The sequence below is a fragment of the Capnocytophaga sp. oral taxon 864 genome, assembly GCF_002998835.1.
GTDB classification, from domain to species: domain Bacteria; phylum Bacteroidota; class Bacteroidia; order Flavobacteriales; family Flavobacteriaceae; genus Capnocytophaga; species Capnocytophaga ochracea.
The window spans coordinates 359,761-383,963 of sequence record NZ_CP027232.1; the positions used below are offsets into that span (position 1 = coordinate 359,761).

Below are 24,203 nucleotides of genomic sequence, written 5' to 3' on the forward strand. Positions count from 1 at the left end.
TAATCTTCGCAAAAGTTATATTATCCTCGTTTGAGTTCTATGACAGTAATTTCAGGCCATACGCCTAACCTTCCAGGGAATGCGTGATACCCAAACCCACGATTTACGTTTAAATATTGAGCTCCTTCTTTATACATACCACCCCAATATTTATAAATATATTGTGAGGGACTCCACCGCCATTGGGGTATTTCAATCCCACACTGCATTCCGTGTGTATGACCGCTAAGGGTGAGCGCTATGTTCTTTTTCTCGGGCAAAACAATTTCTTGAAAATGAGTAGGGTCGTGGCTCATCAGTATTTTAAAATCTTCTTCGTTTACCCCCTCTATAGCTTTATTGAGGTCGCCGTATTTAGAGAACCTGCCGCGCCCCCAGTTTTCAACGCCTATAAGGGCAATCTTTTCGCCATTGCGTTCTAAATAGCGATGCTCATTGAGGAGTAAGTCCCAACCCATTTCCTTTTGTAAATCAAACAAGTGTTCTAAGTTCTTGTGCTTAGCTTCAACGCTTTCCCAAGAAGAGTAATCGCCATAATCGTGGTTACCCATAATAGAAAAGACACCATCGGGAGCGTGCAACGTAGCAAACAAGCTTTTCCAATTGTGAACCTCCTCTGCCAAGTTATTTACCAAATCGCCTGTGAAAAGAATAACATCACTCTTTTGAGCATTGATAAGTTCTACCCCATAACGTATCTTTTCATAATTGTCAAAACTTCCACAGTGAATATCCGAGATTTGAGTAATTCGATAGCCATCGAACGCCTTAGGAAGGTCGGGAAAATAAAGGGTATACTTCCATACCTTGTAATTGTACTTTCCTTTAAAAATAGCGTAGAGGATAGAGGCAAAAGGAATAGCTGCCAAGCCCCAACCCAGCATACTGATAAACTTGCGTCGTGAGGGCAAACGAGGAGCGTTTTGCTTTTTTTTGCTGAAAAGAGCGCGTATAAGCCGAGTAATATCTTCTATAAACAAAGGCAAACTGACAAACAAGCAGATGATGAGCCACGTAAGCAGTCCTGCCACAGCATATTGCTGAGGAGCACTCCACACCGTTTTACCTCTGTTGAACCAATGATAAAGAAGGTTGAGAACAATCGCTACTGCTATTCCCCAGAAAGTCCAATGTATCCATCGTGCTGCGACAAGAGTCTTTAAACTTCTGCTAGCATAAAAACTCAATAAGAAATACAGCGTAAAGATACTGATAAGTATAATATAAATCATAGAATATTTGCCTATTCGTTAATTTGCTAATTTGTTAATAATCTCACGAATAACTTTAACGTTAGAAATAGGTCTTTTGGTTTCATCTAAAAAACTTTCTGTTTTGAACGAGAAAGGTAAGGTAGTACCTAAATCTTCGAAAACAGTACCTGAGAAATGTACTTCGGTAAAACCGGCAGCTTTTATCTGCACGATACTTTGCGCATTGATGCCACCACCGGGCATAATAGTAGGTTGTCCTCCGCCAATGCGATTGAGTTCTTTTAGAAGAGCGAGCCCCTCAATAGCCGATTTCTTACCTCCTGAGGTGAGAATGCGTTTTACTCCCAAACGTTTCAAGGTTTGAATAGCTACAATGGGGTCAGGAGCACAGTCGAAAGCGCGATGATAGATAAATTCCATATCACCAGAGGCTTCAATGAGGCGTGCGGTGCGTTCTTCATCGATGGTATTATCGCGGTGCAACACACCCGTTACTACGCCCATACAACCTAACTCACGGCAAAGAACAATATCGCGCAACATTACATCGAATTCTTCTTCGGTATAAGTGAAATCGCCACTGCGTGGACGTATCAGCACACAATTGCCGATGCTCAGCTCGTCCATTACTTTTTTAATCAATCCGTAGCTGGGAGTGATGCCTCCTACTCCCAATTCACTGCATAATTCAATGCGAGTAGCACCTGCTTCTTGTGCATTTTTAGCCGACTCGAATGAGCTGGCACATATTTCGTAAATCATAATGTCTTTGTTAATTTGGAGTGCAAAGGTAGAGAATAATTAGCAAATGAGCAAAATTTTATTAATGGTTAATGGTTAGTGATGAATGTAATGTGGAGGGGATTTCAACTTTGATAAAGACAGTAAGGGAGGTGTGGCGACGGAAAGGCGAATGATCAGTAGGTCTATAGTGGGTCTATAGTGGGTCTACAGTGGGTCTACAGTGGGTCTACAGTGGGTCTACAGTGGGTCTACAGTGGGTCTACAGTGGGTCTACAGTGGGTCTACAGTGGGTCTACAGTGGGTCTACAGTGGGTCTACAGTGGGTCTACAGTGGGTCTACAGTGGGTCTACAGTGGGTCTACAGTGGGTCTACAGTGGGTCTACAGTGGGTCTACAGTGGGTCTACAGTGGGTCTATAATGAATAAAAGACGGTGTGAGTTACACGGACAGATAGAGAAAAGACAAAGGTAACCTCCGCCTTACACATACCCAGCTTTCGCTGGCTTCCTCCAAAGGGGGAACTACAGCGACGTAAAGACGAACAAATGACGAGGGAAAAAAGAAAGTAAGCTAAATCTAAGAGAGAGATAAAAAGAAGGTTATTAGAGGGTTTCAACATTGCCAAAGGTTTGAAATTTTGGCAAAGTTCATACAAACAACGGTGCGAGTGATACGGGCTGATAATGGAACAATGAAGGAAAATAGGTTTTGCGAAGTAATATAAGTGTTGAAATATAAGGAGTGGTTTGTAAGCGATTGATATCTAATGTGTAATAAAAAAGGGAGAGACTCTTTTGCAATAGGAAAATGATGGATTTATTCTTGGAAATAAATTATAGTACCAAGCTATGTGCTTTGCTTTATACATATTAATATAACCTTTCTATTTTATTATTATACGCTTTATTTTCTATTTCAAATAAATTAATAGGCTGTTATTAATTAAAAGTTTTATTATTGTAGTTTTTATGCTATGTAGAATTTGTAAAATAAAATATTTTAAATTATTCTTTATGATAGATTTTTGAATGAAATAGAAAATAAAAAGATTGTTTATAGTTGTTTTTTCGAAATAATACGAAAATGTAATACTTTCTGTTTAATTCAAATATGTATGTAAATCAGTATGTTATATCTGAAATCAGCATTTCATAAAATTTATATATAAAAAAACTTTATTAAATATTTGGTCATATCATTTTTTATTTGTTATTTTGCCCCGTCGATTAAAGAAGAATAAAAACTAAATCACAATTAAAACTAAGATACTATTTTAATAATGGATTTTAAACAATTAGAAAAACAATATCGCGATGAATTGTTACAAAACGTGATTCCGTTTTGGCTAGAGAAATCGCAAGACAAAGAATATGGTGGTTATTTTACTTGTCTTGACCGCCAAGGAAATGTATTTGATACCGATAAGTTTATTTGGCTACAAGGGCGTGAAGTATGGCTCTTTGCAATGCTTTATAACCGTGTAGAAAAACGGCAAGAATGGTTGGACTGTGCTATACAAGGGGCAGAGTTCCTCAAGAAATACGGACACGACGGAAACCTAAACTGGTATTTTTCATTAGACCGACAAGGTAACCCTCTTGTGGAACCTTATAATATTTTTTCTTATACCTTTGCTACGATGGCTTTCGGTCAGTTGAGCATTGCCACAGGCAATCAAGAATATGCCGATATAGCCAAACGCACTTTTGATATTATCCTTTCCAAACAAGACAATCCTAAGGGGAAATGGAGCAAAGCCTACCCAGGCACTCGTTCGCTTAAAAACTTTGCCTTGCCTATGATTCTCTGTAATTTGGCATTAGAGATAGAACCCTTATTGGACGAGGCTTTTATCGAGAAAACGATGGATACTTGTATTCACGAAGTAATGGACGTATTTTTACGCCCTGAACTGGGTGGCATCGTAGTAGAAAATGTAAATGCTGACGGTTCGCTATCTGATACTTTTGAAGGTCGTCAGCTTACCCCCGGTCACGCCATTGAGGCAATGTGGTTTATAATGGACTTAGGCAAACGTCTCAATCGTCCTGAGCTCATCGAAAAGGCGGTGCAAACTACTCTAAAAATGATTGACTACGGTTGGGATAAAGAGTATGGCGGTATCTACTACTTTATGGATAGAAAAGGCTGTCCGCCCCAACAATTAGAATGGGATCAGAAACTGTGGTGGGTACATATAGAAACGCTTATCTCGCTGATAAAAGGATATCAACTCACAGGTAATAAAGAGTGCTTGCAGTGGTTTGAGAAAGTGCATCATTACACTTGGGAACATTTTAAAGACCCTAAACATCGCGAATGGTGGGGGTACCTCAACCGCCAAGGCGAAGTGCTCTTAGACCTCAAAGGCGGTAAATGGAAGGGCTGTTTCCACGTACCACGTGGCTTATATCAAGTGTGGAAAACAATTGCAATGATTAATGGTTAATTGTTAATGGTTAATGATAAAAGACAAATAATGAACAGAAAAACTTTGACAAAGTCTAAGCTACTTTGCCAAAGTTTCCTGCCCGTGCGGCTCGCACCTTTGGCAAAGTCTGCACTATTCCTTTTATCTCTAATAATATTGACGGCTTGTACAGAAACCCAAAAAGAACAACCTATGAAAATTAATATTACAACACTTACCACCCAAGGCTTGGAAGGCGATTTGCAGAAAGGCGTTTCGGCTTCTTATGCTGCCCTGCTCAACGGTGAATTATTGGTAGCAGGAGGGTGTAACTTCCCTGATAAACTTGGGTTTGAAGGCGGAAAGAAAGTGTTTTACGATGAAATACTTCACTTCAATAAAACGCAAAACCAATGGCAAACAGTGGGCAAACTTCCTGAAGCAGCGGCTTATGGGGTATCGGTAGCTATTCCTGCTGGCTATCTGTGGATAGGAGGACAGACGGCTACACACTCTTTAGCCAATTGCTATAAGGTGCAGTACTCAAAAGAAAAAGGCATTACGCTTACTTCTTTCCCTTCTTTGCCTGAACCACTCGACAACTTTGCAGGTGCGAGCATAGGTAGCAAAGTTTTTGTGGCAGGAGGTAGTGCTTCGGGAAAACCCTCTAACAAAGTGTATTATATCGATACTGCTACTGATAAAGAGTGGCATCGCTTGCCTGATTTCCCCGAAGAGCCCAGTGTACAACCTGTATTAGTAGCGATGGAACAAGAGGGTGATACACACTTATTCTTGTTAGGAGGCTTTTTCGGGGGGGATGCTACCCACGTGCCTACCCTCTCTACTGCTGTGTGGAGGTATAGTGTGCAACAGCAGCAATGGCAAAAAGTAGCTACACAAGAAAGTCCTGATAAAGTGCCATTTTCGCTCACAGGAGCTACAGCTTTGGCTATTGATAACCGCTATATTGCTTGTTTTGGAGGTGTAAATGCAACACTTTTCTTAAAAACCATCACCGACCTCTATAATATAGGTCGAGATACTACCCTCACTGATGAGACACGCAAGCAGAAAAACTACGACTATATGTCGCATTATATGACACAGCCTATTGAGTACTATGGTTTCAATAAAGAGTGTTATCTGTTCGATACTCACACACAACAGTGGTCGGTACTCGATACACAAACTGATTTCGCTCGAGCAGGAGCTACCTTAGTAGGCTCTCCAGAAGAGTTCTACCTCGTGCAAGGAGAACTAAAACCGGGTGTACGTAGTAATAAAACTTTTAAAGTTGTGGTAAAATAGTATATACTTACTTAAGGGAGAGGCTACGTCTCAGAAATCAATCAGAAAAAACAAAATCAAACAAACTTTTGTTAATCTGTTAGATTTCTTGACCGTAGGGAGGCTCTTTAACAAACCAATAAAACAATTGATACTATGAAAAACAGTAAAATATACCCTTGGATAGTAGTGGCATTGCTATGGGTGGTGGCACTATTGAATTATTTAGATCGACAAATGCTCTCCACGATGCAGGAGTCGATGAAAATGGACATCAAAGAGCTTGCTGTGGGAGAAAACTTTGGTAGGCTGATGGGAGTGTTCCTTCTTATCTACGGATTGATGAGCCCTGTGGCTGGTATTATTGCCGACCGCGTGAACCGCAAGTGGATGATTGTAGGAAGCCTGTTTGTATGGTCGGCAGTAACTTATGGTATGGGTTATGCGACAACCTTTAATCAGGTGTATTGGCTGCGCGCCTTAATGGGACTCAGTGAAGCGCTTTACTTAGCTACTGCTCTTTCTATGATAGCCGATTACCATACTTCAAAAACACGCTCTTTGGCTATAGGTATTCATATGTCGGGGCTTTATGCAGGACAAGCCTTAGGAGGCTTTGGAGCTACTATTGCCTCTAACTATACTTGGCATACTGTTTTTCACTGGTTTGGTATGGTAGGGATAGTGTATGCTTTCTTCTTGGTATTTACTCTCTTTGATATAGAGCGTAAACCACAAGCAACTACACAAACAACGTCAGCACCGAGAAACTCATTGTTGTCGTCGTTTGCCCTTGTGTTTGGCACTTTCTCTTTCTGGATACTCTTGTTCTACTTTATGGCATCGAGCTTTCCAGGCTGGGGAACTAAGAACTGGTTGCCTACGCTCTTTGCAACCAACTTAAATGTACCGATGGCTACCGCAGGACCTATAGCAACAATTTCTATCGCTATATCTTCTTTCTTAGGCGTGCTCATAGGAGGTACATTGTCCGACCGCTGGGTACAGACAAATATCAAAGCGCGCATCTATACTAGTACTATTGGTTTAGGGCTTACCATTCCTGCCTTGATACTCATAGGTTTTGGAGAGTCGTATGTAGCAATGATAGGGGCAACCTTACTTTTTGGTATTGGTTACGGAATGTTTGATACCAACAATATGCCTATCTTATGCCAAATTATTCCACAACAGCAACGCGCTACGGCTTATGGCATTATGAATATGGGAGGCGTATTTTCGGGCTATGCTGTTACCTTAATGCTCGGTACTTCTACCGATGCGGGCAACTTAGGAGCTGATTTTAGCAAACTCTCGGTGATTATCTTAATAGCCATTGTACTGATGTTGCTATTCTTAAAACCTAAGAGAGAATTGTGTGGAGAATAATAATCTCCAACCCCTCCCAAGGAGGAGCTAATTGAAATAGAATTATTAATAAACACTCTCCTTATTATTGCTTTTGAGGTTCCCCTTCCCCTTCCTTTTAGGGAGGGGAAGAAAGGAGAGGGAGAGGAATAAATAACTAAATAAAATGACATTTGAAAAAATTAATGGGCTGATAGTAGCGCCCTTTACACCTTTTGACAAGAAAGGAGAAGTAAATTTAGACCCTATTGATCAGTATGCAAAACTCTTGCAAAAAAATGGATTGATAGGCGTATTTATCAACGGTTCGTCAGGTGAAGGCTATATGATGACGGTTGAAGAACGTATGAAGATAGCCGAAAAATGGGTATCAGTAGCTCCCAAAGGCTTCAAAGTGATTGTACACTGTGGGGCTACCTGCATAAAAGATAGCTACAAAATGGCACAACACGCCCAAGAAATTAGAGCTTTCGGTATTGGGGCAATGGCTTCACCTTTCCCCAAAGCGGGTAGGGTAGAGGAGCTGGTGAAATACTGCGAGGAAATAGCTTGTGGAGCGCCTAATCTGCCTTTCTATTTTTACCATATCCCTGTGCTCAATGGGGTGTACCTTCCTATGTTGCCTTTCCTTAAAGCAGCTGACGGACGTATTCCTAACTTAGCGGGTATCAAATACACCTACGAACCACTTTATGAGTACAACCAATGTATGTTGTACAACAATGGTAAATACGATATGCTCTACGGCTTAGACGAGACTATCCTCAATGCTCTTGTAATGGGGGGTGCTCGTGGTGGTATTAGCGGTACTGGTAGCTATATAGGCAAGGTATTGGTAGGTATCATAGATGAATACCACAAAGGCAATATTGCCAAAGCTGCTGAGTTGCAAAACTACGCCCAAGACGTGATAAATGTAATTGCTAAATATCGTGGCAACATAGTGTGCGGTAAGCGTATAATGAAGTTGCTCGGTTTAGACTTAGGTATCAATCGTACGCCTTTCCAAAACATTACTGATGAAGAGGAAGCAGTCATTAAGAAAGAATTGGAAAGCATTGATTTCTTTAACAAATGTAACCAAATGTAGTTTATATAAAATGTAATTAACCTACCACCCCATTGTATTAATAGAATCAATCAGTAAAAATTTAAAGTAATGAAGCAAAAGTATTTATTTAATGTATTCTTCTTGTTGTTTTTTACCACAATAGGTTGGGCGCAAGAGATAATAGTGAAAGGGACGGTTTCTTCTGATGAAATGCCGTTGCCAGGTGCTGCTGTAGTTGTGAAAGGTACCACACACGGTGCCCAGACCGACTTTGAAGGAAACTATACCCTCACTGCAAAGGAGGGTGATATTCTTGTATTTAGCTTTGTAGGATATACTACTCAAGAGAGAAGAGTAACAGGTAGTCGCCCTATTAATGTGTCGTTAAAGGAAGAAGCGAATGTATTGGAAGAAGTAGTGCTTACTGCTTATGGAGGTACACAAAAGAAAGCAAAAGTAACGAGTTCTATTGCTTCAGTGAAAACAGAAGTATTATCAACCGGTTCTTTTTCTAACCCTGCTCAAGCTCTTTCAGGAGCAGTGGCCGGACTCAGGGTAGCACAGACTTCAGGAAGTCCAGGAGCAGCTCCTACCTTAGTACTTCGTGGAGGGACTAATCTTGATGGTTCAGGCTCACCCCTTGTTATCATAGATGGACAAATCAGAGGGGGATTGAATGACATCAACCCCGATGATATTGAATCAATGGATATATTAAAAGATGCTGGTGCTACTGCTATTTATGGAGCAAGAGCCAGTAATGGGGTAGTATTGGTAACTACTAAAAGAGGTAGAGCAGGTGTTTCGTCACTGAATGTAAAATTGAAGCACGGATTTGCTTATATGAATAACCAAGTGGAGTTTCTCAATGCACGTGATTATCTTTATTGGCAACGTACGGCAGTACGTAATAGTGCCCGTGTATGGCAAAATGCTTCAGGTGATTGGAAAGGATTTACTAACGAAGCAAGCTTAAGTGGTGCACAACCTTACGGTACAGGTAATAAACACTTCAAAAGTATGACCGATGATACGGTATTAAATCCTAATGAAAGTGCTAATTCATATTGGTCTACTATGTTCTCAGAAAGCCTTTCGCCTTCTCAAAAACAAAAACTTCTTTCAGAAGGATGGCAAACGATGACGGATCCTATTACGGGTAAAGAACTTATTTTTTATGATTTTGATTTCAAAAAGGCAGCTTTCCGTCCTTTTGCTCTTACTAGAGACTATTCGTTATCAATGACAGGAGGTAATGACAAAGGAAAATATTATGCTGGTTTGGGCTATTATAACCAAGAAGGTTTGCCTATCAAGAGTTGGTATAAGCGACTCACTGGTACTTTGAACGCTGAGTATAAGTTAAAACCTTGGCTTACTTCCACCAGCAACTTCTCAATAGCCTATGCTACTTGGTATAAAAATGTGAATACTTCTGCAGATGATGCCTATTTTGGACGTATGCTTTCAGCTCCTCCCACTCAAAAAGAAAAAGTAAATGGACAGATAGTAATGGGACGTGGTGGTGCTGACGGTAATCCACGTTTTTATGAAAATATATTTCTTCGTGATAATAATACCAATAAAATTAATTTCGGACAAAGCCTCAGGGCTGATTTGTATAAAGGGCTTTCATTAACAGTGAGTGGACAAGTGATGTTTGATGAAGAATATTATGAAAGCTTTAATAAAGACCACCAAACCTCACCAGGTAAAGCTGCTAATAACTGGAGTAGAACTAGAAGTACTTCAGCTAGCTTTAAAAGAACTATACGCCAAACTTATAATAGTATCTTAAACTACAAGTTTGATATAAAATCTCATCACTTTGATGCTATGGCAGGTTATGAGTACTACGACAGCTATACACGCGGGCTTAGTGCTTCAGGCTCAGAAGCACCTACTGATGAATTCCAAGACTTAGGTTTGACTTCTAATAAAGAAGGTAAACGTGGAATAGATTCATATCATTATGGCAATAGAATCAAATCATATTTTGGACGTTTAAACTATGACTATGCTGATAAGTATTTGTTTTCATTTACTATTCGCCGTGATGGATATTCTCGATTGATTAATAACCGTTGGGGTAACTTCCCAGCAGCCTCTCTGGGTTGGATTATCACCCGTGAAGAGTTTATACCTGACAATATAAAACGAGTACTTTCGTTTGCAAAACTCAGAACCAGTTTTGGTTTGAATGGTAATGTGCCAGATAAATTTATAGGTGATTATACCTTACAAGGTTCTTATGGCACTAATAAGTACAATGGGGCAGTAGGCTATGCCATAGGTACTTTTCCTAATAAAGGACTTCGTTGGGAGAAAACTCGTACCTTTGAAGTTGGATTAGATTTAGGTTTTATCCAAAACCGTATCAATGCTAATTTTACATTGTATGACCGTTTGACAAGTGATAAGATACAGTCAATGACACTTCCACACTCATCAGGTGCTTCTGCTATCAATACTAACAATGGGTCTTTCAGAAACAGAGGAGTAGAGATAGAAACCAACTTCCGGATTATTGATAAGAATGATTTGCATTGGAGTTTAGCAATAAATGCTGCTTATAACAAAAATACAGTAGTAAAACTGCCTCATAACGGTTACCCTAATAATAGACAAAATGCTATTGAGGCATATAACCCTACCACAGGTAAAAAAGAATGGGTAGGAGGTTATCAAGAAGGGCAAGAGCCTGGTGATATGTATGCTCACGAAGCGTTAGGTATATACCAAAATGAAGAACAAGTAAGACGCTTGGCTAATAATTTAGTTGATGAAACCGGGCCTAAAAAACTATACGGGCCTGCCGCTTGGGCAAGACTAAGTGATGCTGAAAAAGAAAAAGGACTTCCTATCCAGCCTGGAGATGTAATTTGGAGAGATGTGAATGGAGATGGTAAAATTGATAATTATGACTTAGTGAAAGCTGGTAATATCTATCCTAAATGGACTGGAGGTATCAATACTACCTTAAGTTATAAAAATATCCGACTCTCTGCCCGTATGGACTATGCGCTTAATTTCAAACAGCGTATCTCAATAGGTAACTCATTACCTTGGTACTTAGGTAATATGCAAGGTACTTTTAACACTGTTAAACAGGTAAATGATACTTGGACACCCGATAATCCTACTGCTAAATATCCTAAATATTATTGGGCTGACCAGCTTGGTAAACGTAATTACTACCGCAGTTCAACAATGTTTATTTATGAAGGAAGTTACTTAGCCTTTCGTGAGATAGCTCTTAGTTATAATTTCCAAAAAGACATAGTTAGTAAAATGGGACTTGATAATTTAGAACTATCTTTGATAGGTCAAAACTTAGGTTATCTTACTAAAGCCGAAACTTACTCTCCTGAGGCTTTAGGACAATCAAACTCAGGCTATCCATTACCAAGGACTATTATCTTAGGATTGAATCTAACCTTTTAAAAAATACAATATATGAAAGTTTTAAAATATATAACAATTATCGCAGGGCTATTGCTTACAGTCTCTTGTAATGATTTAGACCTTGTTCCAAAGGACTATAATGGTAGTGGTAACTTCTGGAAAAATGAAGCCCAAGTAGTAGGGGCTATCGAGGGAGTGCACAACCAATTTAGAAGCAATGATTTTAACTATTGGATAATGGGTGAAGCACGTGGAGGTACTATGGTGCCCAGTGGTACCTCATCATTAGAACAGAATATATACTATATTGATATAAAACAGCAGAACTTTTCTGCTCAAAATCCTAATAACAGTTCTTGGTTTGACTTTTATGGAAAGATTTTTAATATTAACAATGCTATTAAGAATATTCAAGAAGCCAATTATTTAAGTGAAACCAATAAGAATTATTATTTAGGACAAATGTACGGAATGCGTGCGTGGTACTATTTCTGGCTTTACAGAACCTATGGGGGTGTACCCATTAAAACTGGAACTGAAATATTAGACAAGACGCCTAGTAGTGGTAAAGAATTATTTACGCCTCGTAGTACTCCAAAAGCTACTTTAGATTTCATAAAGACCGATATTAATAACTCTGAAAAATATTTTACAGATTCTAACAGAGTGAATAATTTTGATAGAATACATTGGTCATATTATGCTACCTTGATGCTCAAAGCTGAGATTTATCTTTGGTCAGCCAAAGTCACTACTGGTGACCAAGTTCCTTCAGCCTCTGATTTAGATACTGCAAAAGAAGCATTAGACAAGGTAGCTAGTTCAGGTAAATTTAGCCTTTTGCCTAACTATGCTGATGTATTTGCTTACAATAAAAAGCAAAATAATGAGATTATATTTGCAATGGCTTTTTTAGAAAATGAAGCAAGCACTCCGTTCAACTCATTTATGTATTACCCACCCAATTTTATCAATAAATACGATGAAACTGGGAAAGCTTTTCCTAATAACGACCCCTTGAAGATTCAGTCAGGGTTCTTATTCAATGAGTATAAATTTGAATTGTTTCAGGCTTTTGATGCTACTGATACCCGTAGAGCTACTACATTCCTATCGTTTTACTCTAATGCAGCTAAAACACAAGGGAGAGGGATAGCTCTCATCAAATATATAGGCTTTATAAACTCAGCGAACACTCGTGTTTTCTCTGATGATATACCTGTATACCGCTATGCCGATGTACTGTTGATGTATGCTGAGATAGCTAATAAGCAAGGCTCTGACCCCTCTACTTATATCAACCAAATTAGACAGAGGGCTTATGGTTCAAATTATACTTCAGCTAATGCGTATACACATACTAACTTTGCTGATGGTGAGTTAGCTATCTTGAAAGAACGTGATAAAGAGTTTGTAGCCGAATCTAAACGCTGGTTTGATGTTCGCCGTCTACAAGATGCTTCTGGTAAACCTCTTGTATTTTCAAAAGAGGCAAGTTATGGTACAGTGGCGGGCAATGTAGAGCCTATACTGAACCAAAATACAGAAGCACATAAGCTACTTTGGCCTATCAATTCTGATATTATCAGCAGAGATACACTCGTTACTCAAACACCTGGTTACAAATAAAGATAAAGATTTTTAGCTTTATTGAAGATGAAAACGGAGTTCCTTGTAAGAGGGGCTCTGTTTTCTGTTTTTATATATTTCTTTCTCAAAAAAAGTACCTCTGCATTCAATTGTTGAATGCAGAGGTACTGTCTATTTGCAGACTCTATATTAGAGTATATAGAGTGGTTCACTATTTTAGCTTCAATTCTTCTACTATCTTTTGGATTTTGCTATCCAAAACCTTTTGAGTTGCTTCAAAAGCGTCTACACTGCTCAAAGATGTATTTACACTGAAATAAAACTTAATCTTAGGCTCTGTACCGCTGGGGCGTGCTGCTACGCGGGTACCCTTATCGGTGTGGTAGATGAGCACATTCGATTTAGGAACGTCTATATCTTCTACTTTACCAGTAAGTGGGTGGAATGCCTTAGACGATTGGTAATCGCAAATTAGCGTTACTTTTTCTCCGTTAATTTCCTTCAACGGATTTTCGCGCAAGTCTTTCATCATCTTAGCAATCTCTTCTGAGCCCGAAATACCTTTTTTCACTAAGGAAATAAGGTACTCTTTGTAGAATCCGTATTTAGTATAAGCGTGTAGCAATTCTTTGTAGAAGGAACTGCCTTTAGCTTTAGCAAATGCAGCAATCTCACAAGCCAATAAAGTCGCAGTTACGGCATCTTTATCGCGTACGAAATCACCAACCATATAACCGAAGCTTTCCTCTCCACCGCCTATGAAAGTGAGCTTAGGGAAATCTTTAATCATCTTGGCAATCCATTTAAAGCCTGTGAGTCCTTCTTTGTATTGCACTTTGTATGCATTAGCAATTGTGTGAACCATAGGAGTTGAAACAATAGTAGAAGCTACAAACTCGTTGCCTTTAAAGCCTTTTTTGCTTTGTTGTGCCAAGAGAAAGTCGGTCATCATTACCATTGTTTGGTTACCGTTAAGTAGTACCATTTTGCCGTGAAGGTCGCGAACGGCTATACCTATTCGGTCACAATCGGGGTCAGTACCTATTACGATATCAGCTCCTATTGCGTCTGCTTTTTTGAGTGCCAACGTAAGAGCTTCGGGCTCTTCGGGGTTAGGTGATTTTACCGTAGGAAAATTGCCATCAGGTACAGCTTGTTCCTCTACGATGTGTACATTAGTAAAGCCTGCGCGTTTGAGCACATCGGGTACCATAGTGATAGACGTTCCGTGCAAAGAAGTAAATACAATTTTTAGCTTGTCTTTCTCAGGAGCATTAAAGTCTCCGTGTTTGATAGATGCTTCGGCAAAAGCATTGTCAAGTTCTTTGTCGATATAGTGAATAAGACTCTCATCGGCGTTGAATTTGATATCTTTGAAGTCAAGTGCTTCAATAGCTTTCATAATATCACCGTCTTCGGGTGGTACAGTTTGTCCGCCGTCTTCCCAATACACTTTATAACCGTTGTATTCTGGTGGATTGTGAGAAGCAGTAAGCACGATACCCGCTTGGCAGCCTAAGTAGCGTACTGTAAACGAAAGCTCTGGGGTAGGGCGGAGGTCAGAGAAGAGGAATACTTTTATGCCATTAGCCGCAAACACATCGGCTACTATTTTGGCAAACTTCTTAGAGTTGTTGCGACAGTCGTGAGCGATAGCCACTTTAATCTCTTGGTTAGGGAAGCATTTTTTGAGGTAGTTGCTCAATCCTTGGGTGTTTTTGCCTAACGTGTATTTGTTGATTCGGTTAGTACCAATTCCCATAATACCACGCATACCACCAGTACCGAACTCTAAGTTCTTGTGAAAGGCTTCGTTGAGCTCATCGGGATTCCCGTCGATGAGGGCTTGAACCTTGTTGCGAGTTTCTGCATCAAAAGTGTCAGAAAGCCACATTTTTGCTGTTTCAATACTTTTCATAAAATTAATTTTATATAGAGGCTGACTCTTGTTATATATTTTATCAGCGTTGTTTTTCGTTAGCAAAGGTACGAATAATTTTTTAATTAGCAAATATGTCAGTTAGCAAAATTGCTAATTATTTGTCTGTGTGCCTCGCATTTCATTCAACCATTTGTATAATTGATACGTGTCATTTCTTGCCTCCTCATCAAAAGCGGACTCATCAGCAATAATATGAAAAACCATAGTCTCATTACTAAATTAATCGCCTGTACGGCTCACACTGCTTGTGTGGCTCAAACTGCCTGTGTGGCTCGCATCTCGTACCTCTAAATCAACTTCATCTTCTTTGCTTTCTCCATCATAAAGGCTTTGGCAGCCTCGTATTCATTAGGGATTTTCCCCTCTAAAATCGCTTCTTTTATCGCTTCTTTTAGCATTCCTACCGGTTGTGAAGGAGGTAAGTTGAACGTCCGCATTATCTCTTCACCGCTTACCGGAGGTTGGAAATTGCGAATGTGGTCTTTTTCTTCTACTTCCACTACCTTTTGGCGTACTATCTGGAAATTGTCGTGATATTTTTTGAATTTCTTAGGGTTTTTAGTAGTAATATCAGCTTCGCAGAGGGTCATTAGGTCTTCAAACTCCTCTCCAGCATCAAATACCAAACGGCGTACAGCCGAATCAGTAACGATATCATCAGCAATGATAATAGGGCGCGAACTCATCTTTACGATTTTCTGCACGTATTTCATCTTGTCGTTCAGAGGCATTCGCAAACGTTTGAAGAGGTGATATACCATCTTGCTCCCCACAAACTCGTGTCCGTGAAATGTCCAACCTATCTTCTTGTCGAAGCGTTTGGTAGGTGCTTTGCCAATGTCGTGTAAGAGCGCAGCCCAGCGTAACCAAAGGTTATCGGTGTTTTCTGATATATTATCCACCACTTCTAAGGTATGCCAAAAGTTATCTTTATGGCGTTGCCCGTCGTGTTCCTCCACCCCTTGCAAGGCAATGAGTTCTGGCAGGATATAGTGCAACAAACCCGTTTCGTACAGCAATTTCAGTCCAATAGAAGGTTTAGGCGAAGCGAGTATCTTGTTCAGTTCCTCTACAATACGCTCGCTCGAGATGATTTTTAGCCGTTCCTTATTATCAGTAATAGCTTTTAGCGACTGCTTTTCAATCTTAAAATTCAATTGGGTAGCAAACCTGATAGCACGCATCATACGCAAAGGGTCGTCTGAATAAGTAATATCAGGGTCTAAGGGGGTACGAATGAGCTTTCGTTTTAAGTCGCCTAAGCCGTCAAAAGGGTCGATAAGCTCGCCAAAAGTATCTCTGTTCAGAGAGAAAGCCATTGCGTTGATAGTGAAATCCCTACGATTTTGGTCGTCTTGTAGCGTGCCACTCTCTACATAAGGCTTGCGTGAGTTTGCCTCATAGCTTTCACGGCGTGCCCCTACAAACTCAATATCTAAGCCATCGGCTTTAATCATTGCTGTACCAAAGTTTTTAAATATCGATACTTTAGGAGCATTAGGCAATCGCTCAGCTACTTTTTCAGCCAACGAAATACCACTACCGATTGATACTACATCGATGTCTTTGGGAAGTTTTTTCTCTAATAAATAATCGCGTACAAAGCCCCCAATCACGTAACTTTCAACCGATATCTCAGCTGAAATATCGCTTATGAGTTTAAAAATAGGATTAGAAAGCGCTTCAGTATAGTTCATTAAAATTCGTTAATTGTTTTGCGAATGGCAACCAAACGCGTTAAAAGACCTTCAAGGAGATCGAGATGTAGCATATTTGCTCCATCACTTTTGGCGTTAGCAGGGTCAAAATGGGTTTCGATAAAAAGTCCATCAGCATTGTTCACAATAGCAGCGCGGGCAATGGTTTCAATCATATCTGGGCGACCGCCTGTTACCCCACTACTTTGGTTAGGCTGTTGTAGCGAGTGCGTAACGTCCATTACTACGGGAGCAAACTTGCGCATCGTCGGAATTCCGCGGAAATCTACTATCAAGTCTTGATAACCGAACATCGTGCCACGGTCAGTTATCAACGCTTTTTCATTGCCACTATCAAATACTTTTTGCACGGCAAATTGCATACTCTCAGGACTCATAAACTGACCTTTTTTCAGGTTCACTACCTTGCCCGTTTCGGCTGCTGCCACCACCAAATCAGTCTGGCGCACCAAGAAAGCTGGTATTTGCAGTACATCTACATATTCGGCAGCCATCGCCGCATCGCTCACCTGATGAATATCAGTAACAGTAGGAACATTAAAGGTTTGCCCTACTTTTTGGAGTATTTTTAGTGCTTTTTCATCGCCTATGCCCGTAAACGAATCTACGCGACTCCTATTGGCTTTCTTAAAACTCCCTTTAAAAATGTAGGATATATTCAGTTTATGGGTGATATTCACTATATGTTCAGCAATTTTCATCGCCATATCTTCCCCTTCTATAGCACAAGGTCCCGCTAAGAGAAAGAAATTATCTTCTTTGTTTATCATTTTGTTTAATTGTTAGTTATAATTCTTTGAGGTTAGTAGCTTTTTCGTAATTTTTTATTTGTCGGTGAGGTTCGTACTGTCATTTGTCATTCATCATTGCCCAAATAACATCGCCCTAATATTAGTAGTAAACAAGTTTACTGCAATCGCTAAAAGTATAACTCCAAAAAGGTTGTGAATTACGGTAATGCCCTGTTTGCCTAAAAACTTCTCTATTTTCTCCGAAGATTTAAGCACTATATACACAATAATCATATTAATGAGGATTGCCACTATAATATTCTCTACATAAAACTTTGCCCTAAGGGAGAGTACAGTAGTGAGAGCCCCTGCTCCTGCCACCATAGGGAAAGCCAAAGGGATAATAGAGGCAGTCTCAGGCGTAGTGCCTTTGTAGAGGGTGATACCTAAAATCATCTCTAAGGCGAGAAAAAAGAGAATAAATGCCCCAGCTACAGCAAATGCCTCAACCGTTACTCCAAACAAATTGAGTAATTGCTTGCCTATAAATAAAAACAGAATAAGCAAAATACCGGCTACAATAGCTGTTTTCTCAGATTGTATACGTCCTGCTTTTTTGCGCAGATTAATAATGATAGGTACACTCCCGATAATATCAACTACCGCAAAGAGCACCATAGTAGCGGAGACAATCTCCTTTACATCGAAATTCATAATCTAAAAAATTTGTGCAAAAGTACTAAAATAATTGCGAACGATGAAAAAAAAATCTCCCAATTTGTTAATTAATTGATTTACCAATATTTCAATATAACTAAAAGCTTTATTTCACCTATATCATAATACGATAAAAACGCTTTTTTACAATTATCATAGCCTTATCTTTCCTTCATCATTTGTTCATTTGCCCGTGCGGCTCGCACCATCATTTGTATGAACTTTGCCCAAGTTTCAAACTTTGGCAAAGTTGAAATCCACTAATAACCTTCTTTTTATCTATCTTTTAGCTTTAACTTAGATTTATCCATCGTTCGTCTTTTGTTCGTTCTAGAGCCACTGTAGACCCACTGTAGAGCCACTTATTGTTCGATTATCCTGTAAGTTTTCTATAAATTTTGTATATTCCTCTCCTAATTTCATCATTAATTCATTTCACCCCAAAAATGCTCGTCGTGCTACGACTGCTCGTTCTGCTACAATTGCCCGTCGTGCTACAACTGTCCGTGCGACTCGCACCTGCCCGTGTGGCTCGCACTACCTGTCTTTAATAAATAGAATACAGTAATGGTATCAAAAAATCTCAGAAAAATTTTAATATTTAGAAAATACAACGTACCTTTGTAGCGTTTTTAAAAGAAGATTATTTTAACTAATACAAACAAAATGAGTTATAGAATTGAAAAAGACACTTTGGGTGAAGTGAAAGTGCCAGCCGATAAATATTGGGGAGCACAAACAGAGCGTTCACGCAACAACTTTAAAATCGGTGCACCCGCTTCTATGCCGATTGAAATTATACGTGGTTTTGCTTACCTTAAAAAAGCTGCCGCTTATGCAAACTTCGATTTAGGAGTGCTTTCAGCCGAAAAACGCGATGCTATCGCTCAAGTTTGCGATGAAATTCTCGAAGGCAAACTCAACGACCAATTTCCATTAGTAATTTGGCAAACCGGTTCAGGCACACAATCTAATATGAATGTGAACGAAGTGATTGCCAATCGTGCTCAAGTGTTGGCTGGTAAAAAAATAGGTGAAGGCGACCCTGTATTAAAAGCCAATGACGATGTAAACAAATCACAATCGTCTAATGATACTTTTCCTACCGGTATGCACATCGCTTGCTATAAAATGGTAGTTGAGAAAACTATTCCTGGTGTTCAGAAACTACGCGATACTCTCGCTGCTAAATCCGAAGCTTTTAAAAATGTAGTAAAAATAGGTCGTACGCACCTTATGGACGCTACACCACTTACTTTGGGACAAGAACTTTCAGGCTACGTATCTCAACTCGACCACGGTTTGCGTGCTCTTAAAAACACATTAGCTCACCTTTCAGAATTGGCCTTAGGAGGTACAGCCGTAGGTACAGGTCTCAATACCCCTAAGGGTTACGACGTGAAAGTAGCTGAATACATTGCTAAATTCACCGGTCTACCTTTTGTAACCGCTCCTAATAAGTTTGAAGCTTTAGCTTCTCACGATGCAATTGTCGAAAGCCACGGAGCTCTTAAACAATTAGCCGTATCGCTCAATAAAATTGCAAACGATATTCGTATGATGGCTTCAGGACCTCGCTCAGGTATAGGCGAAATCATCATTCCTGCTAACGAACCTGGTAGCTCTATTATGCCCGGTAAAGTAAATCCTACTCAATGTGAAGCTATGACAATGGTCGCAGCTCAAGTAATGGGTAATGATGTAGCCATTTCAATAGGAGGTACACAAGGTCATTATGAATTAAATGTATTTAAACCATTGATGGCATCTAACTTCCTTAAATCAGCTGAGTTGATAGGAGATGTTTGCGTGTCATTTGAAGAACACTGTGCAAGTGGTATTGAACCTAATTACAAACGTATTAAGGAATTAGTAGATAACTCGTTAATGCTTGTTACAGCTCTTAACACTAAGATTGGCTATTATAAAGCAGCCGAAATAGCCCAAACGGCTCACCGCAATGGCACTACTCTTAAAGAAGAAGCTGTGCGTTTAGGTTATGTAACTCCGGAAGACTTCGACAAATGGGTACGCCCTGAAGATATGGTCGGAAGCCTTAAATAAGTAATATAAAAAGTTTATAATATTAAAAAAAAGGGAAAGCTATCAATTAGATAGCTTTCCCTTTTTTATGTAAGTAACTGTATATTTGTTCTTATTTGTTAGGAATATGTTGCAATATCGCTAGTAAGAACTTCCAAAACTTCTGTACAGAAGCTATATTTACCTTTTCAGCAGGCGAGTGTGCCCCTTTGATAGTAGGACCAAAGCTCACCATTTCCATTTCGGGGTAGTGGGTTCCTAAAATGCCACATTCTAAGCCTGCGTGGCAAGCTACTACATTAGGTGTTTCACCGAAGAGCGTTTTGTATTGTGCTTTTACAATCTTCAAGATTTCAGCATCTACTTTGGGCTCCCAACCTGGGTAACTACCGGTGTATTCTACTTCAAATCCAGCTAACTCAAAACTACTGCGAATCGTATCAGCCAAATCATATTTAGAAGTTTCTGAAGCTGAACGAGTGAGGCAGTACACGTTTATTTCGCCGTCTTTAATTTGTACTCTTGCTACGTTATTGCTGGTTTCTACAAGGTCAGCAATCGTCTGACTCATTTTATACACCCCATTGAAAGCTGCGTAAAGAGCGCGTAATACATCTTCTTGTTCTTCTTCTTCCATTACTTTCTCAGGTACCGCAGTAGGTTCAAGTAATACTGTAAGAGTCGGTTCAGTTACTGAATACTCGTGTTGGAGTGCTTGGGTAAGTGTAGCTACTTCTTTTTTAAAAGCCACTTCGTCGTTTTTATTAATAGTTATCACCGCTACGCTTTCTCTCGGAATAGCATTGCGCAAACCGCCTCCATCTACACTTGCAATATGCAAACCAAATTTCTCAGTACAAGTGAATAATATACGGTTCATCAGTTTGTTGGCATTAGCATAACCCTTATGGATATCCGTACCACTATGTCCGCCGTGCAATCCTTTTATGGTAAGTGTATAGCCTACTGAATTATCAGGCGTATCTACCACATCGTACTCTCTAAACGCCGATACATCTACACCACCGGCACATCCTATATCAATTTCGTCGTCTTCCTCAGTATCTAAGTTGAGAAGAAAATCACCAGAGAGCAATCCGCCTTTGAGCCCTTTAGCACCCGTCATTCCTGTTTCTTCGTCAATAGTAAAGAGTGCTTCAAGAGCAGGGTGGGGGATATCCTTACTTTGTAAGATGGTCATAATACTCGCAACCCCAATACCATTATCGGCTCCCAAAGTTGTACCATCAGCCCGTACCCAGTCACCATCTACTAGCATTTTGATACCTTCCGTACTAAAGTCGAACACCGTATCATTGTTCTTTTGGTGTACCATATCGAGGTGCGATTGTAACACTACTGTTTTGCGGTTTTCCATTCCTGCCGTAGCGGGCTTTTTAATGATTACATTGCCCGTTTCGTCTTGGTAGGTATCAAGTCCTAAACTTTTGCCAAAAGCCACCATAAAAGCAATGACTTTCTCTTCTTTTTTTGATGGACGAGGCACGGCATTCAAGCTCGCAAAGTTCGCCCATAACTGTTTTGGTTCTAACTCTGTTATTTTCATTATATTTATTAATTATTAGTTTTTAGTCATCAGTTATCAGTTGTTAGTATTTAGTCGCTACCGCTTTTACCTTTTATTCACATACCCAGCTGTGAGCCCTCGCTGGCTTTACCTTTTACCTTTTATCTTTTACCTAATCAGAACCAGTACCCTATATTAAACAGCCATATCGCTTGTCGTATTTCAGGTGAGTAAGTGCACTTCAGTTCTATAGGACCTAAAAAGCTCTCAATGCTATATCCTATCCCATACCCCGAATAGTCTGGGTATTTCTTCCACTCAAAGCTCTCAAAAAGATTATTGTCTGCTTTAGCAATATTCGCTAATAATAGCAAGTGTTGTTTCTTAAAGGGTTGGATATCTATTACCAATTCTGATTTTAAGTAGTTTTTAGCACCAATACTCAAAAATCATAGCCGTAAAAAGGTGAATAGTTCGTAAATACATTCTTGTTATACCCTCCTAAAAAGAAGTCTAATGAGTATACATTAGAGCCTCCTATGGTAACACCACCTTCTAATCCTACTCGTGCGCTCAATCTTGGCAAGATAGGAAAAGCAAATGATAACTCTGTTTTACCCGTTGTAAATTTGTTAAAATCTGAGTAGTTAGAGGCAAGTGCATAAAAATTGAACTGTGTATTGAAGTACACCCCTCTACTGGGGAAAAAGCTATTGTTAAAGCTGTCGTATTTAAGATAAGAATACAAACTGCCTATATGACTCTTTTCCGAATACGAAGTCGCTGAACTTATTGAATACACTTGCTCAGTATCAAACTGTATTTTACGGTGCTCTACTCCTAAGCCAAATACAAAACCATTACCCGAAAGTGTTTGCAAATACAGCTGATTTACCCAGTCGTAAGCCTCTACGTCCATTCGGTTGAGCTCCGACTGCTCTATTCGGTAGTTAGACAAGCGTTTTGTGTTCAGCTTTCGGTCGAATTGCACAAACTTAGATCGCAATCCATAACTGATGTAAAATCCCTTATCCACAAAATAATCAAACTGATAGCGTATGTTATCTCCTACAATAAGGTCGAGTGAAAGAAAATCACTGCTTTGTAAGAAATAGTTCCGAGTATAGTTCATCAAGAACCCTGTTTTTAGCAGATTGTCATAATGTATCCCAAATTTCAAAAAGGTGCGTTGCGGATTCTCTCTTAAATAAAAGTCTATATGTTCCCCTTCAAATGTGTGCCTAATCTGGTGATTGATAGAATGGAAATTGTTAGTAGCCATCAAGTTGTCGATTCCGTCGTTCAGTTGCTCGAACGAAATCTTACGGTTTAAATATTTCAAGTGTAGTTTACCGCGCAAATAACTACGCGAAAAGTGTTCGTTGTTATGAAAATGGACGTCTTTTAAGTAAAAGGAATCTATCTTTTGTATTCGTTCTCTTTCCTCTGTATGTTTTTGTTGAGCTGCAATCTCACGCAATCTTGGTAGAAAATGTTCCGCTGCTATTTTGCCATTGTTGATGATTGTCTCTCCTTTATCAAACGAAATAACGTTGAATCCCTCTATATTAGGTTTGATGTACACATCGGTCTCTTTTATTTTTTTTGGCATATTATCTATCATCGGGAAGGTAGTAATCTGCGAAAAAATACTCAAAAAAGAGTTAATCTCCTCTCGTTTTGCTAGCGGACTCTGTACATCTACCCCTATGATAATATCCATTCCTTTTTTCTTAACTTCGTCTACCGGATAATTATCGGCAATACCGCCATCGGTAAGCCATTTACCATCTATTTCTACCAAATCGAATAGCGAAGGAAACGAACCGCTTGCTTGTATCGCTTGAGGCAAGAAACCGTTTTCGAGTACTACTCCTTTACCTGTTTCTATATCCGTTGCTACACACAAGAAAGGAATGGGTAACTGCGAAAAATCATAGATTTCATTCACCGGATAGAGTAGTTTCACAAACTCGTTGTAGATGTTTTGTCCTTTTGATACCGCACGAGGCAACCCTACTTTGAAGTTATTGAAAGGCAATGCTACTGCATAACGGTCGTATATATAGCGCTCGTGTAATGATTTAGCACGGCGTGAAGTCTTGTCTTGCAAGAGTTTATCAAAGTCTAACTGACGGAAGATAGAGTCCAACTCATTAGCTGAATAACCCGCCGCATACAAAGCTCCTACCATAGCCCCCATACTCGTACCCCCGATGTAATCGATGCGCACCCCTGCTTCTTCCAACACTTTTAGTACTCCTATATGTGCTAACCCTTTCGCTCCTCCACCGCTGAGTACCAATCCCACTTTTAAATCCTTTTTGTGGGTAGTATCTTGCGCACGCAGAAGAGGACTACTAAGTATCAGAAATATGGTTGCTAAGAATATTCTCATCCAATGAATTGCTTTTTAAAACAGGTACAAAGGTATAAAATAATTAACAAATA

15 protein-coding genes and 1 pseudogene are annotated in these 24,203 nt (G+C 39.6%); 8 read left to right on the plus strand and 8 right to left on the minus strand.

Annotated features, from left to right (window positions below):
* Positions 1-20: 20 nt before the first annotated feature.
* Positions 21-1,232: a metallophosphoesterase gene (locus C3V44_RS01675; RefSeq protein ID WP_106095305.1), complete on the minus strand. Its 1,212-nt coding sequence runs from the start codon at positions 1,230-1,232 to the stop codon at positions 21-23.
* An 18-nt stretch (positions 1,233-1,250) separates the two neighbouring features.
* Entirely contained in the window at positions 1,251-1,976 is a 726-nt protein-coding gene (locus tag C3V44_RS01680) for a copper homeostasis protein CutC (protein ID WP_106095306.1), read from the minus strand.
* Positions 1,977-3,238: 1,262 nt separating this feature from the next.
* On the opposite strand from C3V44_RS01680, the gene C3V44_RS01690 reads away from it, so the two are divergent.
* The 6 genes from C3V44_RS01690 (at position 3,239) to C3V44_RS01715 (ending at position 13,112) form a co-directional block, all read left to right on the plus strand.
* Positions 3,239-4,408: an AGE family epimerase/isomerase gene (locus C3V44_RS01690; RefSeq protein WP_009420570.1), complete on the plus strand. Its 1,170-nt coding sequence runs from the start codon at positions 3,239-3,241 to the stop codon at positions 4,406-4,408.
* 6 nt (positions 4,409-4,414) lie between these two features.
* Positions 4,415-5,680 (plus strand): cyclically-permuted mutarotase family protein, encoded by a 1,266-nt coding sequence (locus C3V44_RS01695; RefSeq protein WP_106095308.1) that lies wholly within the window; start codon positions 4,415-4,417, stop codon positions 5,678-5,680.
* A gap of 135 nt (positions 5,681-5,815) precedes the next feature.
* Positions 5,816-7,048, plus strand: a complete 1,233-nt coding sequence (locus tag C3V44_RS01700; protein ID WP_009411132.1) for an MFS transporter — start codon at positions 5,816-5,818, stop codon at positions 7,046-7,048.
* A 145-nt stretch (positions 7,049-7,193) separates the two neighbouring features.
* Positions 7,194-8,117, plus strand: coding sequence for a dihydrodipicolinate synthase family protein (locus C3V44_RS01705; RefSeq protein ID WP_106095309.1), 924 nt, complete (start codon positions 7,194-7,196; stop codon positions 8,115-8,117).
* Between the two features lie 69 nt (positions 8,118-8,186).
* Positions 8,187-11,522 (plus strand): TonB-dependent receptor, encoded by a 3,336-nt coding sequence (locus C3V44_RS01710; RefSeq protein ID WP_106095310.1) that lies wholly within the window; start codon positions 8,187-8,189, stop codon positions 11,520-11,522.
* 12 nt (positions 11,523-11,534) lie between these two features.
* The gene (locus C3V44_RS01715; RefSeq protein WP_009411129.1) at positions 11,535-13,112 is read left to right on the plus strand and encodes a RagB/SusD family nutrient uptake outer membrane protein; all 1,578 of its coding nucleotides are present in this window, start codon (positions 11,535-11,537) and stop codon (positions 13,110-13,112) included.
* Between the two features lie 172 nt (positions 13,113-13,284).
* On the opposite strand, the gene C3V44_RS01720 is transcribed toward C3V44_RS01715, so the two are convergent.
* On the minus strand, positions 13,285-14,991 hold the full coding sequence (locus tag C3V44_RS01720; RefSeq protein WP_106096607.1) for a phospho-sugar mutase: 1,707 nt from the start codon (positions 14,989-14,991) through the stop codon (positions 13,285-13,287).
* Between the two features lie 162 nt (positions 14,992-15,153).
* On the opposite strand from C3V44_RS01720, the gene C3V44_RS12010 reads away from it, so the two are divergent.
* On the plus strand, positions 15,154-15,306 hold the full coding sequence (locus C3V44_RS12010) for a hypothetical protein (protein WP_164996597.1): 153 nt from the start codon (positions 15,154-15,156) through the stop codon (positions 15,304-15,306).
* On the opposite strand, the gene C3V44_RS01725 is transcribed toward C3V44_RS12010, so the two are convergent.
* The 3 genes from C3V44_RS01725 to C3V44_RS01735 all read right to left on the minus strand — a co-directional run bounded on the left by C3V44_RS01725 (position 15,303) and on the right by C3V44_RS01735 (position 18,178).
* Positions 15,303-16,712, minus strand: coding sequence for a CCA tRNA nucleotidyltransferase (locus tag C3V44_RS01725; RefSeq protein ID WP_106095311.1), 1,410 nt, complete (start codon positions 16,710-16,712; stop codon positions 15,303-15,305). The genes C3V44_RS12010 and C3V44_RS01725 overlap by 4 nt on opposite strands.
* Positions 16,712-17,503, minus strand: a complete 792-nt coding sequence (kdsA, locus tag C3V44_RS01730) for a 3-deoxy-8-phosphooctulonate synthase (protein ID WP_002672353.1) — start codon at positions 17,501-17,503, stop codon at positions 16,712-16,714. The genes C3V44_RS01725 and kdsA overlap by 1 nt, the downstream gene beginning before the upstream one ends.
* Positions 17,504-17,596: 93 nt before the next feature.
* Complete coding sequence (locus tag C3V44_RS01735; protein WP_106095312.1) at positions 17,597-18,178, minus strand: MarC family protein; 582 nt, start codon at positions 18,176-18,178, stop codon at positions 17,597-17,599.
* 669 nt (positions 18,179-18,847) lie between these two features.
* Between C3V44_RS01735 and fumC the strand changes: the two genes are divergently transcribed.
* Positions 18,848-20,245, plus strand: a complete 1,398-nt coding sequence (gene fumC, locus C3V44_RS01745) for a class II fumarate hydratase (protein WP_015783032.1) — start codon at positions 18,848-18,850, stop codon at positions 20,243-20,245.
* Positions 20,246-20,336: 91 nt separating this feature from the next.
* Here fumC and C3V44_RS01750 read toward each other — a convergent pair whose 3' ends face one another.
* Positions 20,337-21,791: an aminoacyl-histidine dipeptidase gene (locus tag C3V44_RS01750; protein WP_106095313.1), complete on the minus strand. Its 1,455-nt coding sequence runs from the start codon at positions 21,789-21,791 to the stop codon at positions 20,337-20,339.
* A 137-nt stretch (positions 21,792-21,928) separates the two neighbouring features.
* A pseudogene (locus C3V44_RS01755) lies at positions 21,929-24,150 on the minus strand (patatin-like phospholipase family protein).
* Between the last annotated feature and the right edge of the window lie 53 nt (positions 24,151-24,203).